Below are 14,929 nucleotides of genomic sequence, written 5' to 3'. Positions count from 1 at the left end.
CTCCCCAAGGTAACCGCCTTCTTGCCCTCGCAGCACCCCGCCTGTTCCCATGGTCATGGGGTGATGACGCATGACCGGACTGCGCGTCGTACCGACCTGGCGGCATGGCCGGGAGCGGCTCTACGTCTGTCTCACCGACGGCAGGAACATCGCCTGGTACGACCGTGAGGCGGCCCGGGTCAATCTGCTCGCCGACGACCGGCGCGAGGAGGTCCTGGAGGCGCTCGGCCCCTTCCTGACCGGCTCGGTCACCGTCGGCCCGCCCCCGGTGCCCACCCCCGCCGAACTGGCCCGCCTCGCCCTCCACCCGGACGACGACCTCGCCCCCAACCGTCCCGGCGAGGCCCTCCTGGTCTCCCTGGACCGCGACCCCGCCCCCGCCCATCGGCTGCGGCCCGACCCGCGCCGGCACGCCCTGACCGCCGAGCAGACGGTCGGCGAGGCCCTGGACCGGCTGGACGGCGCCGGCTGGCACACCCTGCACTCGATCCCGCTCCCCGGCGGCGACCGCCTCCACCACCTGACGATCGGCCCGGGCGGCCTGTTCACGATCCACTCCCTCTACGCCCGCAAGGCCCGCGTCCGCGTCGCGGACCCGCACGTCACCCTGGGCCGGCGCGACCCCGACCCCCTGCTGCGCCGCCTGCGCACCGACGCCGCCCGCGCCTCCCACGCCCTCACCGCCGAGGTCCGCCCCGTCCTGGCGCTGGTCGCCCCCACGGAGGTCACCTTCACCACGGCCCCCCGCGAGGTCCGCGTCGTCACGGCCCCCGAGATCGAGAACTTCACCCGCCTCGGCGGAGTCCTGAAGCCGGCCGACGTCGAGGCGCTGCACGCGATGGCCCGCGACCGCAACACCTGGACCCACCTCTGACCGCCCCGACGGGCGGGAGCGGTCGCTCGCTCTTCCGCGGGAAGAGCTTCCACGGGCCCCGGACGGCTCCCCCGACCGCTCGCCGCCCATCGGAAGCGCACCCCGCCTGCCGGCCGTCCCCGGGGAGGGGGTGCGTGGCCCCGGTCGGCTGTCCTGACCGTGCGGGTGGTCGGTGCTGCCGCGCCCCCGCATGCCGGCTGCCCCGCCACCACCGTGAGGGCCGGTGGCCCCGGAGATGGTGACGGCCGGGACGGTTCCCGGGGAGGGTGTGCGTGGCCCCGGTCGGCGGTCGGCCGCGCCCTGGGCTCACATGCCCGTCATACCGTCGCCGCCGGTGAGGCCCGGAGCCAGGGACGGGAACCAGAAGACCGCTACGGCCAGGACGATCGAGGCGATCCCCACGGCGCGGGCCACCAGGCGGCCGGCCGGAGCGAGTTTCTCGGCGGTGATCACGGCGGCCAGGACCACCATGGCCCACACGTTCATCACGCCGAACGCCGCCAGCAGCACCATCAGCGACCAGCAGCAGCCCAGGCAGTAGGCCCCGTGGTGGGCTCCGGCCCGCAGATCGCGCGAGCGCCCCGGGTACGCGGCGTAGCGCAGCATCAGGCCGATGGGCGAGCGGCACCTCGCCAGGCAACGGTCCTTGAGGGGCGTGAGCTGGTAGACGCCGCTGACCGCGAACACGGCCGCGGCCACCGCCGTGCCCGCCGCCGACGGCAGGCGCGCCGCCCGCCCGAGGCCGACGGCCAGCGCGTACGCCGGCAGCCCGGCCGCGGCCCAGACGAGCAGGTAGGCGGCCGTGAAGACGACCATGCGCGCGGCCCGGTGCACGGTGATGGTGCGCGCGTACAGGGCGGCGACGGGTGCCGTGGCGGGCAGCATCATCGCCGTCATCATCAGCGTCCACACGCCCAGGAACGCGGCAAGCCCCAGGCCCATGGTGCCGGGCATCGCCGACATGCCGCCCCAGCGCGTCACCGTCCAGACCCAGGCGGCGGCCGCCACGACCAGCAGCAGCCCGACGGGGGCCACCCGCCCGCGGACGGTGGCCGGCCCCGCGGTCATCCGGACCACGTGAACGGGGCCGCGTGTCCGTTGCCGCCCGTGAAGTCCCAGGTCCGGCCGTACACGCCGGAGCCCGTCGCCCGGGTGGACCGGGCGATCGTCAGGGTGCTGTTCACCGGGTGGAACATGCCCGTCAGCTTCATCACCGGACCGTCGTCGCCGAACTGCGGGGCGACCTGGTCCTCGATCTCGACGTCGATGGCGTCGCCCACCCGCGCGGAGTGGAGGCGCCCGTCGTCGCGGTAGTCGATGGGGACGCGCTGCACGCCGAGGACCTCGCCGATGAGCGGGGTGAGCCCCGCCATCGGCCCGCCCGCCTGGCCCGAGAAGACCCTGCCCAGCGCCTCCGCCTGGCCGTCGTCGGCTGCCGCGTCGACGTACAGCGCCACCTGCCAGCCGCCCTCGGCCATCACCCGCGGCCCGTCGACGAAGACGGCCACGCTGCGGTCGGAGACGTCGACGTCGTCCACGGTCCCGCTGTCCACGTGGAACGCGAAGGTCACCTGACAGCGCTCGTGGTCGGCCGGTGCCGTCAGGCCCGAGGTGGTGCAGGGGCACACCACGTCACAGTTGCAGCTCTCCAGGTACGTGCCGCTCAGATTCCAGGGCATAGCACTTCCTCCCTGTCGTGCGGCCCCCGGGGCAAGGGGACGCATCGAGAGGATCCGCTCCGCCCCGGCGCCGCTCACTCCAGGCTATTCCCGACGAGCCCCGTGGCGCAGATCCGCCGCCCGTGGCCGGACGGCCCCGCGCAACCGGGGCGGACGTACGAACTCACCCCGGCACCCCGCCCGCGCGGTCCGGGTCCAGCACCGGCGCCAGGAGGTCACCCCACTCCAGCACCCGCCCCATCACCTCCCCCGCCCCCAGCGCCATCCGGCCGGCCTCCCCCGACCCCGCGACCGCCTCCACCTCCTCCCAGCGCACCGGCGCCGACACCAGCGGAGTCTCCCGGGCCCGCAGGGTGTAGGCCGTGGCCGTCGTCTTGCGGGCCGCGTTCTGGCTCCAGTCCACGAACACCTTCCCCGGCCGCAGACTCCGTGTCATCCGGTGCAGCACCAGCGAGGGCATCGCCCGCTCCGCCTCCACCGCCAGCCTCTTCGCGTACTCCGTCACCCGCTGCGACGAAGCCCCCCGCACCGCCGCCACCAGGTGCAGCCCCTTCGACCCGGACGTCTTCGCGCACGCCTCGATCCCGTCCTCCGCCAGCCGCTCGCGCAGCCACAGCGCGACCCCGCAGCACTCCGCGACACCCGCCGGCGCCCCCGGGTCGAGGTCGAAGACCAGCCGGTCGGCGTGCCCGGGGTCCTGGATCACCCACTGGGACGTATGGAACTCGGTCACCAGGTTCGCCGCCCACATCAGGCTCGCCAGATCCTGTACGACCACCATCCGCGCCGGCCCCTCCGAGCGCGGCACCTGCGCCGTGGTCACCCACTCGGGCGTCCCCGGCGGCACGTTCTTGGCGAAGAACACCTGGCCGTCCGGCCCGTCCGGATAGCGCAGGAAGGACAGCGGCCGGTCCCGCAGATGGGGGAGCAGGACGTCGGCGACCGTGGCGTAGTAGTGGAGCACCTCGCCCTTGGTGAAGCCGGTCGCCGGATACAGCACCTTCTCCAGGTTGCTGAGGGCGAGCCTCCGCCCCTCCACCTCCGCGATCGGCGTCATACGATGAGAATCACACGAATCACGCAAAGAGTGCGAATCATTCCATTTGCCATAATTTCCCGTGCTCAGGAGGTTGCTGCCCGTGCGATCCATCTGGAACGGCGCCATCTCCTTCGGTCTCGTCAGCATCCCGATCAAGCTGGTGAACGCCACCGAGAGCCACTCGATCTCCTTCCGTCAGATCCACACCGAGGACGGTGGCCGCATCCGCTACCGCAAGGTCTGTGAGCTGGAGGACCGCGAGGTGAGCACCGCGGAGATCGGCAAGGGCTACGAGGACGCGGACGGCACGATCATCCCGATCACCGACGAGGACCTGTCCCACCTCCCCCTGCCGACCGCGAAGACGATCGAGATCGTGGCCTTCGTCCCGGCCGACCGGATCGATCCCCTCCAGATGGACGCCGCCTACTACCTCCAGGCCGGAGGCGCGCCCGCCGCGAAGCCGTACACCCTCCTGCGGGAAGCCCTCAAGCGCAGCCACAAGGTCGCCATCGCCAAGTACGCGCTGCGGGGCCGTGAGCGCCTCGGCATGCTCCGGGTGGTCGGCGACGCGATCGCCATGCACGGCCTGCTCTGGCCGGACGAGGTCCGCGCCCCCGAGGGCCTCGCCCCCGACACCGACGTCACCGTCCGCGACAAGGAACTCGACCTCGCGGACGCCCTGATGGACACCCTCGGCGAGGTCGACCTCGACGACCTGCACGACGAGTACCGCGAGGCCGTCGAGGAGGTCGTCGCGGCGAAGGCGGCCGGCGAGACACCGCCCGAGACGCCCTCCGCGCCCTCCGGCGGCAAGGTCCTGGACCTGATGGCGGCCCTGGAGAACAGTGTGCGCGCCGCCAAGGAGTCGCGGGGCGAGGCGCCCCCGGCGGAGACCGGGCTCAGATCCCTCTCGCGCCCCAAGGAGCCGGCCGGGAAGAAGTCCACGTCGGCCACGAAGCGTGCGGAGCCCGCCGCCCGCAAGTCGACGGCCCGGACCGCCAAGACCGCCAAGTCGGCCCAGAGCGCGAAGAAGGCCGCGTCGGCGACGAAGAGCACGGCCAAGAAGACCGCCGCGAAGAAGACGGCGACGGCCAGGAAGACCCCGGCGAAGAAGACGGCGGCCCGCAAGCGTACGGCCTGATCGGGCGGCCGTCCCGCCCCGGCCGCCTCGCCGGGCCGGGCGTCCTCGACGCCCGTCGGCTCACCCGCCCACCCCGGCTCCCGCACTCTTGACGGCGGCGATGTTACCGGTAACATCGAGCTTCGTCGGAGAGCACGACATCCCTGCCCACACCGCCGTGGGCCGTCCGTCCCTGGAGGCCGCGTGACCGACCAGCGCACGCGGCGACGGCATACCCCACAGGTGCCGGTGCCGGTGCCGGTGGCGGTGACGGTGACGGTGCCGGTGGCGGTGACGGTGCCCGGGCAGGTGCCTGGACCGCTGGACCTCCCCGACTTACTCCCCGACTTCCTCCCCGCCTTCCGCCCCGCCGCCGTCGCGGCCGCCTGTGGCGCCTTCGCGCTGATGGGCGCGCTCCAGGCCTTCTACGGGCCCGCCATCCCGGCCCTGCGCGAGGAGTTCGGACTCTCGCCCTCCGCCACGGGGCCGGCCCTGAGCGCCCACTTCGTCGGGGGAGTCGTGGGCGTGCTCCTCTTCGACCGGCTGTACGGCCGTATCGGCAACCGGCGGCTGCTCGGCTGCTCGTACCTGCTGATGGCGACCGGCGCGGCGGGCTTCGCGCTCGCGCCGGACTGGGGCGCGATCCTCGGCCCCGCCCTGATCGGCGCGGTCGGCGCCGACCGCCACCCCACCGTCTTCCCCGCCCTCGCCCTGGTCACCCTGCCGCTGCTGCGGTGCCTGCGCGGGGTACGCGACCACGTCCCGCCGCAGCCCGGCGACACTCCCGGCCGGCCCGCGACCGCCCCCGCCCGCCGCGCCCTGCGCTCCGTCCTGACCGTGTTCGTCGCCCTCTACGTCCTGCACGTCGGCATCGAGGCCGGTGTCGGCGGCTGGGAACCCACCCACCTGGAGACCGCCGGCTACGGCGCGGGCATCGCCGCCACCGCCACCTCCGTGTGCTGGCTGATGATGACCGCCGGCCGCTTCCTCGCGGCCCCGCTCGCCCTGCGCTTCTCCGCCCAGGCGATCATCACGGTCTCCTGCGCGGGAATGACGGCCTGCCTGCTGCCGGCCGCCGTACCGGACCTCGCGCCGTACGCCTATGCGGGCGTCGGTCTCTTCATCGCGCCGATCTTCCCGACCGGCCTGCCCCGGCTCCACCGGGCCGCGCCCCACGCCCGCCGGGCCGGCGCCCTCGTCATCGCGGCCTCCCTGGCGGGCGGGGTCGCGGCGGGCCCCTCGCTCGGCAAGGTCATCGAGTGGTCGGGCGTCCGCGCCGTACCGCTGCTGCTCGCCGCGGTGTCGGCCCTGTGTCTCGCCGCGACCCTGTGGCTGACCCGGGCGACCCGCACCCCGGCCCGGCCGTCGGCTCCCGGCCCGCACCCCGCCCGCAGCACGTCACTCCGTACCGAACCGCACCGAAGGGGAACCCCATGCCCGCCCTGACCACGACCACCGACGGCTTCCTCCTGCACGGCACCCCCTTCCGCATCCTCTCCGGAGCGCTCCACTACTTCCGCGTCCACCCCGACCAATGGCCCGACCGTCTGCGCAAGGCCCGCCTCATGGGCCTGAACACCGTGGAGACCTACCTCCCCTGGAACCTCCACGAGCCCACCCCCGGCACCCTCGACCTCGACGGCCTCCTCGACCTCCCCCGCTTCCTGCGCCTCGCCCAGCAGGAGGGCCTCCACGTCCTCCTGCGCCCCGGCCCCTTCATCTGCGCCGAGTGGGACGGCGGCGGCCTCCCCTACTGGCTGACCTCGGACCCCGACATCCGCCTGCGCACCAGCGACCCCCGCTTCACCGACGCCTTCGACCGCTACCTCGACCTGCTCCTGCCCGCCCTCCTGCCGTACATGGCCGCGTCGGGCGGACCGGTCATCGCCGTCCAGGTGGAGAACGAGTACGGCGCGTACGGCGACGACACCGCCTACCTCAAGCACGTGGAGAGCAGCCTGCGCTCCCGCGGCGTCGAGGAACTCCTCTTCACCTGCGACCAGACCGACGGCGACCACCTCACCCGGGGCACCCTCCCGGGCGTCCTCGCCACCGGCACCTTCGGCAGTCGCGTCGACACCTCCCTCGCCCGCCTGCGCGAGCACCAGCCCGAAGGCCCGTTGATGTGCTCGGAGTTCTGGATCGGCTGGTTCGACCACTGGGGCGGCCCGCACCACGGCCGGGACGCCGCGGACGCCGCCGCCGACCTGGACCGCCTCCTCGCCGCGGGTGCCTCCGTCAACATCTACATGTTCCACGGCGGCACCAACTTCGGTTACACCAACGGCGCCAACCACCACCACGCCTACGCGCCCACCATCACCTCGTACGACTACGACGCCCCGCTCACCGAGAGCGGCGACCCCGGGCCCAAGTACCACGCGTTCCGTGAGGTGATCGCCCGTCACGCCGGGGTCCCGGACGAGCCGGTGCCGTCCCCGGCCCGCAAACTGCCCGTCACCGAGGTCGAGTTGACCCATCGGCTCGCCCTCTTCCAGCGGCTCGGCCACGACGGGGTGCACTCCGCCGACCCCGTCACCGCCGACGCGCTGGGCCGGCGCGCCGGTTACGTCCTCTACCGGACCACCGTCCCCGCCGAGGGGCCCGGCCTGCTCCACTTCGAGGGCGGAGTCGGCGACCGCGCCCAGGTCTTCGTGGACGGCGCCCCCGCCGGCGTCCTCGAACGCGAGCGTTACGACGAGAGCCTCCCGGTCCACGTCCCCCGCGCCGGCGCGCGACTCGACGTCCTGGTGGAGAACATGGGCCGGGTCAACTACGGCCCCCGCATCGGCGTCCCCAAGGGCCTGCTGGGCCCGGTCACCCTCGACGGCGAGGCGCTCCAGGGCTGGGACTGCCACCCGCTGCCCGTGGACGAGGTGCCGCCCACCGCCGCCTTCGCCCCGGCGACCACGCCCACCTCGGCCGAACCGGCCTTCCACCGGGGCACGTTCGAGGTCGACGAACCCGCCGACACCTTCCTCTCCCTCCCCGGGTGGACCAAGGGCCAGGCCTGGGTCAACGGCTTCCACCTGGGCCGCTACTGGAACCGCGGCCCCCAGCGCACCCTCTACGTCCCGGCCCCCGTCCTGCGCCCCGGCACCAACGACCTGGTCCTCCTCGAACTCCACGGCACGACGACCCCCAGGGCCCACCTCAGGAACACCCCGGACCTGGGCCCGACGACCCCCTGACACCACCCCCGACCTCACCCATGGCCCCACCTCGGCCCGGCCCCACCTCGGCCCCGGCCCAGGCTGGCCCGGGGCACCGGCTCGGGTTTGGCCCAGGCCCCGGCTTGGTCCCGGCTCGGGCTGGGGCACGGTTCCGCCCGGGTCCCGGCTCGGCCGTGAACCAGGTCCCGCACCTGCATTCGGCTCGGGTGCCTGGCTCGGGCCGGGCCCGGCCCCGGATCGGGGCCCTTACCTGGCCCGGACCCGACTCCGTCGCGGATCAGGCCCCGCGCCGGAATGCGGCTCGGGCCCGGACTCGGCTCGGGCCCGGGTCAGGCCCCGCGCCCGGATCCGGCTCTGGTCCGGTCACGGCTCGGCCCGGATCAGGCCCCGCGCCGGCTCCGACATGGGACCGGATCAGGGCCGGACCACGTGCTGAAGCCCGACCCGGTCCGGTTTGTGTCCTGGTCCGGTTTCTGTCCCGGCCCCGGCCGGACCGGGGTCGACCGCGATTCGAACCGGCGTCTGGTGCCCAGCCCACCCGAGTGGCAAGCGCCCGTGGCGGCGCCGAGCGCCACCCCCACGCACACCCTCCCCGCCCGCCCGCAGCAGCCCCTGGCCCGTGCCCAAGCCTCGGGCCCCACCACGGAGTTCACCCGATGCCGTGTCACCACCTTCAGGTTCCCGGCCCCTCCGCACCGCCCCTGCGGGGGCATCTTCCCTTCACCGATGCACCGGGCGTTCCCGATCCCATCGAGGTGACCAGCCGCTGGCTGACCCGCGCCGGGCGCCCGTGGTTCCCCGTCTCCGGGGAGTTCCACTACTCCCGCCATCCGGCGCCCCGCTGGGAGGAGGAGCTCCTGAAGATGAAGGCGGGCGGGGTGACCGCGGTCGCCTCCTACCTCATCTGGATCCACCACGAGGAGACCGAGGGCGACCTCCGCTTCGACGGCGACCGCGACGTACGCCGGTTCGCCCGCCTCTGCGCCCGCCACGGCCTCGACTTCATCCCCCGTATCGGCCCCTGGTCCCACGCCGAGGTGCGCAACGGCGGTCTCCCCGACTGGGTCCTGGCCCGCACCCCCGCACCCCGCACGGACGACCCGGCGTACCTGGCCGCCGTACGCCCCTGGTTCGCGGCGATCGGGGCCCGGCTCGCCGGTCTGGACCGCGCGTCCGGCGGGCCGATCGTCGCCGTGCAGATCGAGAACGAGCTGTACGACCAGCCCGGCCACCTGCTGACCCTCAAACGCATGGCCCGGGAAGCCGGTCTCGACGCACCCCTGTGGACCTCCACCGCCTGGGGCGGCGTCCAGCTTCCCGGCGACGAACTGCTCCCGCTCCACGGCGGCTACCCGGAGACCTTCTGGACCGAGCACGACGGCGGCTGGCCCGACACCTGCCGCAAGCACTTCTTCTTCACCCACCAGCGCGACGACGAGGGCATCGGCGCCGACCTGCGCCCCACGACCGTCCGCGGCACCGACCCGGCGGCCCACGCCGACCGTTTCCCCTGGGTCACCTGCGAGCTGGGCGGCGGCATGGCGGTCGCCTACCACCGCCGCCCGCGCGTCGACGCCGCCGACATCGGCGCCCTCGCGCTCACCAAGATCGGCTGCGGCTCGGTCTGGCAGGGCTACTACATGGTCCACGGCGGCACCAACCCGCCCGGTGACCGCACCACCCTCCAGGAGTCCCACGCCACCGCCTACCCCAACGACCTGCCCGTCCTGACGTACGACTTCCAGGCCCCGCTGGGCGAGTACGGCCAGTACCGCCCGTCGTACGACGAACTCCGCCTCCAGCACCTGCTGCTCGCGGAGTTCGGCGAGCGGATCGCCCCCATGGAGTCGGCCCTGCCCGCAGACGGCCCGGCCGACCGGCACGACGGCGCCACCCTGCGCTGGGCGGTCCGCACCGACGGCCGCGCCCACGGCTTCCTCTTCGTCACCAACCACCAGCCGCACGAGCCGCTGCCCGACCACGAGCGGACCACCTTCACGGTCGCGTTCCCGGACACCGCGCCCCTCACCCTGCCCACCACCCCCGTCACCGTCCCCTCCGGCGCCTACTTCTGCTGGCCCCTGCGCCTGGACGTGGCGGGCCTGCGCCTCGACTGGGCCACGGCCCAGCCGGTCTGCACGGTCGCCGACGAGGACGGCCGCACCGTGCTGGTGCTCGCCGCGACGGAGGGCATCACCCCCGAACTGGCCCTGGACGCACGGACGGTGGGGAAGGTCCTCGCGGCGGGCACGGGGACCGTGCGCCGCGAGGACGGCCGGGTCCTGATCACCGGCCTGCGCCCCGGCACCGACGCCCTCGTGGAGACGGAGACCACCGACGGCACCCCGGTGGCCCTGCTGGTCCTGGACGCGACGACGGCCCGTACGGCCTACAAGGGCCGGGCCTGGGGAGCCCCGCGGCTGATCCTCTCCCCGGAGGGGGTCGTCTTCGACGAGGTCCGGGACGAGGTACGCCTCCACGCCCGCACGGACCCGCGCCCCGGCCGGCGGCCGGCCCTGGCGGTCCTCCCCGCCCCGGCCCGCCCCCCGACGGTCGCGGACGCCACCCTGGAAGAGACCCGGGACGGCGCCCTGACCCGCTACACCCTCTTCCCCGACCCCGACCCGGACCCTGACCGGGAGCCGGGGGGCGCCCTCCTGCCGGACCCCTCGGTCAGCCTCCTGCGCCCGCCGGGCCCCGCGCCCACCCCCGTCACCGGTGTCCTGGACCGCGCGAGCGCCCCGGCCGACGAGCACTACGACACCGTGGCCGCCGTGTACCGGGTGGACGTCCCCGCGCGGGTCCCCGAGGGCACCCTGCTGCGACTGCACTGGACGGGGGACACGGCACGCGCGTACACGCGGGCCGGGCACCTCGTGGCGGACCAGTTCTTCTCCGGGCGCCCCTGGGAGCTGGCCGCGGAGCTGGTGCCGCCGGGCGAACCCGTCCTGCTGAAGGTGCTGCCCGCGGCCGCCGGGGCGAAGGTGTACACGCCGGTGGAGCCGGCCCCGGGCGTCGCGGAGGTGACCCACGCGGAGTGGATCCACCGCCCGACGTGGACGCTCCGCCCGACCTGACCCCGGCCGCCCCACCCCGCCCGGCCTATCCTGTGGGTCAGCCGGGCGGGGCAGGCCCGGTGGATCCGCGGCCGGCGCCAGGCCCGTCCGCGGAGCAGCCCAGGCCGAAGGAAGCAGAGCACCCACCATGACCGCAGGCGCCGCCGACGGCCCGGCGACCAAGGGACGCAGCCGCCGCAACTTCGCCGGCGCGCGCCCCGTGATGGACGACGTGGCGAAACTCGCCGGCGTCTCCAAACAGACTGTCTCCCGGGTGCTCAACGACAACCCGGCCGTGCGCGCCGAGACCCGCGAGGCCGTCCGGGCGGCGATGCGCACCCTCGGCTACCGCCCGAGCAGCAGCGCCCGCTCCCTGGCCAGCGGCCGCACCCGGATGCTCGGCGTGATCTCCTTCGACGCCGCCCGCTACGGCCCCGCCTCCACCCTCACCGCCATCAACACGGCCGCGCAGGAGGCCGGTTACCTGGTCAGCTCGATCGCCCTGGACACCGCCGACAAGGACACCGTCGTCCGCGCGGCGGACCGGCTCTCCGCCGAGGGCGCCGACGGAGTGATCGCGATCGCCCCCCAGCTCCGGGTCGCCCGGGCGCTGGCCGAGGCCCACCTGGACACCCCGCTGGTGGTCATGGACAACGACCTCGGCGACGGCACCCCCATGGTCACCTCGGACGCCCGCACCGGCGCCCGCAAGGCCACCGAGCATCTGCTGTCCCTCGGCCACCCGACCGTCCGGCATGTGGCGGGCCCGACCGGCTGGACCTCCGCCGACCGCCGCGCCGACAGCTGGCGGGACACGCTGAAGGCGGCCGGGGCCGAGATCCACGCCCCGCTCATCGGCGACTGGAGCGCCGACTCCGGCTACGACCTGGGCCGCGCGCTCGCCGAGGACCCGTCCGTCACCGCGGTCTTCGTCTCCAACGACCAGATGGCCCTCGGCGTCCTGCGCGCCCTGCACGAGGCGGGCCGCGGCGTGCCCGAGGACGTCAGCGTCGTCGGCTACGACGACATCCCGGAGGCCGCGCACTTCCTGCCCCCGCTGACCACCATCCGTACGGACTTCACGGACGTCGGCACCATCTCGCTGCGCATCCTGCTGGACCGCATCGACGCCTCCGCCGGTCCGCGGCCACCGGTACCGCCGCTGACCCTGGTCCCCGTGGAACTACGCGTCCGGGACAGCACGCGCACCGTCTGACCCGGTGCCGGAAGCCCTCACGCCGAGGGCGCGAACGCCTCGACCCGCACCCCGGTGTCGCAGACGCGCACCGCCTTCTTCCTCCCGTCCGAGGCGGTGAAGGCGGGGGTCAGCGGCCGTGACTCGCCGGGCGGGACGACGTCGAGCCCGGCGATCGCGTCGCACTCGTCGAGGCTGGTGAAGGTGAGCGCGGCGACGGCGGAACCGCCCGGCCCGAGGGTGACCTTCGGGGCCTCGGCGGCCGACCCGGCCCAGTCCACCGGCAGTTCGGTCCGCCCGGTCGGGCCCTCGAAGAGCAGCGAGGGGAAGCCGCGTACCGTGCAGGAGCCTTCGCCCTCGTGGGTGAGCACGACGGAGGCCCGGCCCTGCCCGGTGCTCCGCGCCACGGCCGTCAGGTCCTCCGTACGGCAGTGATCGGCGGCGGGACTGGGCAGCGAATCGGCGCCGAAGAGCACGCCGGCGGACGGGGCGGAGGCGTCCGGGCCGCTACCGGCACCGGCACGTTCCCCGCCGGTCTTCCCGGCGTCGTCGGCTCCGGCGCCCGCGCCCGCGTCAGGGGCCGGGTCCGCGCCGGATCCGCCCCTCGGGACGTACCCGGTCTCGGCCGAGGACACGTCGGGCGAGCCACCGGACGCCGTATCAGGGCCGGACGAGCAGCCCGCCGCCCCCACGAGGAGCAGGGCCACGAAGGCGTACCTCATCGGTCGGCGCATGACTCCTGCTGCTTCATCGTTCATCGGACGGAGGGATGGACGGAGGGATGGACGGAGGGGGACGGACGGAGGGACAGGCGGGTGGGCGGCGGGCTGACGGGGCGGGCAGACCAACGGATCGTGGCCCCGGCCCACGACTGCGAGGGTATTGCATAGACTCCACGGCGATCACTTTCACCGGTGCCGCGCAGCGCACCGCCTTCTGGGGGAAAGGCACACGCGTGCAGTCGAGCGACCATGCCATGCGCCGACGGAGGTTCCTGGGCGCAGGAGCCGTCACTCTGGGAGCCGCCGGGGCGGCCGCCGCCGGGCAGGTGCTGCCTGAGCGCGCCTCCGCCTCGGTGAGCGGTGCCGCCGCCGCGGCCGGCGCGGGCGCGGAGGTGAGCGGAACGGTCTTCAAACTCGGCGTGGCCTCCGGAGATCCCCTGCCCACCGCGATCGTGCTGTGGACGAGGGTGCTGCCGGCGACCCCGGGCAACTCCGGAATCCTGCCGCCCACGGTGCCCGTGACCTGGGAACTCGCCGCGGACAGCGCATTCACCGCGATCGTCAGGAGCGGTACGGCGACCGCGAGCGGCAGCCTCGGGCACAGCGTCCACGTGGACGTCACGGGTCTGACGCCGGCCACCGACTACTGGTACCGGTTCAAGGCGCTGGACCGGACCTCCCCCACCGGCCGCACCCGTACCGCCCCCGCCGCCAGCAGCACCCCGGAGAACCTGCGGATCGCGCTCGCCTCCTGCCAGAACTGGCAGCACGGCTACTTCACCGCCTACCGGGACATGCGCGCACAGCAGCCGGACCTGGTGCTGTTCGTCGGCGACTACATCTACGAGAGCTCCGCCTACTCGTACCGCGTACGCCGCCACGAGGGCACCGGACAGCCCGTCACGCTCGCCCAGTACCGGGCCCGCCACGAGCAGTACAACACCGACCCGGACCTCCAGGCGATGCGTGCCGCCGCCCCGTTCGTCGTCGTCTTCGACGACCACGAGGTGGAGCAGGACTGGGCCGGTGACGTGGCGAACGACCCGGTGGCCTGGCCCACCGCCAAGTTCCTGGCCCGCCGTGCCGCCGCCTTCCAGGCCTTCTACGAGCACATGCCGATCCGGACCGCGCAGCGGCCCAGCGGCCCGGACGTGCAGATGTACCGCTCCCTCGACTTCGGCACCCTGGCCCGGCTGCACGTCCTGGACACCCGGCAGTACCGCGACGACCAGGCGACCACCGACGCCGGTGCGCTGAAGAACGGCCGCGTGATCATGGGCGACACCCAGCGGGAGTGGCTGGTGAGGAGCATGACCGGCTCCGGTGCGCGCTGGAACCTGGTCGCCTCCCAGGTGATGATGGCCGAGACCGACTTCCTGGCGGGGGTCGGCAAGGAGTGGTCGTACGACGCCTGGGACGGCTACCAGAAGGAACGTGCCGCCCTGCTGGCCGAGTTCCAGGACGTCCGCAACCCGGTCGTGCTGTCCGGCGACCGTCACCGCACCATCGTCAGCGACCTCAAGCTGGACTTCGCCGACCCGGAATCGGCCGTGGTCGGCGCGGAGTTCGTCGGGACGTCCATCTCCAGCAGCGGCGACGAGGACCTGGCCGCCTTCGCCGCCGAGTGGGCGCCCAAGCTGGCGGACAACCCGCACTGGAAGATGATCGACGCCCGGCGCGGTTATCTCCTCCTCGACATCACCGCCGACGGCATCGAGGCCCGGCTGCGGGCGGTCTCCACGGTGCTCACGAAGAACGGCACGACGGCGACGGCCGCGACCTTCCGGGTGGAGGACGGGGTGCCGGGCGTGTACCAGATGGGGGTGGCGACGGGGACGGCGGCGAGCGCGCAGGAGTCACCGTCCGGGACGGACGGGGCGACGGCCACCGCCGACCCGGCCGGGCCGGCGACCCCTTCCCCGGCCTCCACCCCGGACGGGGCGACGGCCACGGCGGACGCGACCGCCGACGCCGCCTCCGGGACGACCCCCGGCCTCCCCGCCGACGCATCCTCCGGCAGCTCCGTCACCCCCGACGCCTCCACCACCCCCTGACCCTCCGGGAGAGC

At 74.2% G+C, this 14,929-nt stretch carries 11 protein-coding genes; 7 read left to right on the top strand and 4 right to left on the bottom strand.

Going from position 1 to position 14,929, the window contains the following annotated elements:
* Positions 1–70 precede the first annotated feature (70 nt).
* Entirely contained in the window at positions 71–874 is an 804-nt protein-coding gene (locus U5640_RS14560; RefSeq protein WP_340376230.1) for an NERD domain-containing protein, read from the top strand.
* 306 nt (positions 875–1,180) lie between these two features.
* Here U5640_RS14560 and U5640_RS14555 read toward each other — a convergent pair whose 3' ends face one another.
* From U5640_RS14555 to ligD, 3 genes are all read right to left on the bottom strand, one after another.
* A complete protein-coding gene (locus U5640_RS14555; protein ID WP_340376229.1) occupies positions 1,181–1,942 on the bottom strand; it encodes a DUF2182 domain-containing protein in 762 nt (253 codons plus the stop codon).
* On the bottom strand, positions 1,939–2,553 hold the full coding sequence (locus U5640_RS14550; protein ID WP_340376228.1) for a DUF1326 domain-containing protein: 615 nt from the start codon (positions 2,551–2,553) through the stop codon (positions 1,939–1,941). The genes U5640_RS14555 and U5640_RS14550 overlap by 4 nt, the downstream gene beginning before the upstream one ends.
* A gap of 163 nt (positions 2,554–2,716) precedes the next feature.
* A complete protein-coding gene (gene ligD / locus U5640_RS14545; protein WP_340376227.1) occupies positions 2,717–3,610 on the bottom strand; it encodes a non-homologous end-joining DNA ligase in 894 nt (297 codons plus the stop codon).
* A gap of 73 nt (positions 3,611–3,683) precedes the next feature.
* Here ligD and U5640_RS14540 point away from each other — a divergent pair, with 73 nt between their 5' ends.
* From U5640_RS14540 to U5640_RS14520, 5 genes are all read left to right on the top strand, one after another.
* Positions 3,684–4,736: a Ku protein gene (locus U5640_RS14540; RefSeq protein WP_340376226.1), complete on the top strand. Its 1,053-nt coding sequence runs from the start codon at positions 3,684–3,686 to the stop codon at positions 4,734–4,736.
* Positions 4,737–5,024: 288 nt separating this feature from the next.
* Positions 5,025–6,161 carry an MFS transporter gene (locus tag U5640_RS14535; RefSeq protein WP_340385103.1) on the top strand — a complete coding sequence of 379 codons (1,137 nt, stop codon included), beginning with the start codon at positions 5,025–5,027 and terminating at the stop codon, positions 6,159–6,161.
* Entirely contained in the window at positions 6,149–7,906 is a 1,758-nt protein-coding gene (locus U5640_RS14530) for a beta-galactosidase family protein (protein WP_340376225.1), read from the top strand. Before U5640_RS14535 ends, U5640_RS14530 begins: the two co-directional genes overlap by 13 nt.
* A gap of 638 nt (positions 7,907–8,544) precedes the next feature.
* Positions 8,545–10,965: a beta-galactosidase gene (locus U5640_RS14525; protein ID WP_340376224.1), complete on the top strand. Its 2,421-nt coding sequence runs from the start codon at positions 8,545–8,547 to the stop codon at positions 10,963–10,965.
* A gap of 127 nt (positions 10,966–11,092) precedes the next feature.
* On the top strand, positions 11,093–12,160 hold the full coding sequence (locus tag U5640_RS14520; protein WP_340376223.1) for a LacI family DNA-binding transcriptional regulator: 1,068 nt from the start codon (positions 11,093–11,095) through the stop codon (positions 12,158–12,160).
* A gap of 17 nt (positions 12,161–12,177) precedes the next feature.
* Here the strand turns inward: U5640_RS14520 and U5640_RS14515 are convergent, their stop codons facing one another.
* Positions 12,178–12,873, bottom strand: coding sequence for a DUF4232 domain-containing protein (locus U5640_RS14515; protein ID WP_340376222.1), 696 nt, complete (start codon positions 12,871–12,873; stop codon positions 12,178–12,180).
* A gap of 242 nt (positions 12,874–13,115) precedes the next feature.
* Between U5640_RS14515 and U5640_RS14510 the strand changes: the two genes are divergently transcribed.
* Positions 13,116–14,915 (top strand): alkaline phosphatase D family protein, encoded by a 1,800-nt coding sequence (locus tag U5640_RS14510; protein ID WP_340376221.1) that lies wholly within the window; start codon positions 13,116–13,118, stop codon positions 14,913–14,915.
* Positions 14,916–14,929 lie beyond the last annotated feature (14 nt).

It is taken from the genome of Streptomyces sp. SS7 (assembly GCF_037993025.1).
Classification (GTDB): Bacteria; Actinomycetota; Actinomycetes; order Streptomycetales; family Streptomycetaceae; genus Streptomyces.
Note: the sequence above shows the minus strand (reverse complement) of the source record. Positions and strands in the feature narration are given on the sequence as shown.

Bases quoted from the DNA above. Each gene is read 5' to 3' on its own strand.
- U5640_RS14560 (WP_340376230.1), top strand. From the start codon at position 71: ATGACCGGACTGCGCGTCGTACCGACCTGGCGGCATGGCCGGGAGCGG.
- U5640_RS14555 (WP_340376229.1), bottom strand. From the start codon at position 1,942: ATGACCGCGGGGCCGGCCACCGTCCGCGGGCGGGTGGCCCCCGTCGGG.
- U5640_RS14550 (WP_340376228.1), bottom strand. From the start codon at position 2,553: ATGCCCTGGAATCTGAGCGGCACGTACCTGGAGAGCTGCAACTGTGAC.
- ligD (WP_340376227.1), bottom strand. From the start codon at position 3,610: ATGACGCCGATCGCGGAGGTGGAGGGGCGGAGGCTCGCCCTCAGCAAC.
- U5640_RS14530 (WP_340376225.1), top strand. From the start codon at position 6,149: ATGCCCGCCCTGACCACGACCACCGACGGCTTCCTCCTGCACGGCACC.
- U5640_RS14525 (WP_340376224.1), top strand. From the start codon at position 8,545: ATGCCGTGTCACCACCTTCAGGTTCCCGGCCCCTCCGCACCGCCCCTG.
- U5640_RS14520 (WP_340376223.1), top strand. From the start codon at position 11,093: ATGACCGCAGGCGCCGCCGACGGCCCGGCGACCAAGGGACGCAGCCGC.
- U5640_RS14515 (WP_340376222.1), bottom strand. From the start codon at position 12,873: ATGCGCCGACCGATGAGGTACGCCTTCGTGGCCCTGCTCCTCGTGGGG.
- U5640_RS14510 (WP_340376221.1), top strand. From the start codon at position 13,116: ATGCGCCGACGGAGGTTCCTGGGCGCAGGAGCCGTCACTCTGGGAGCC.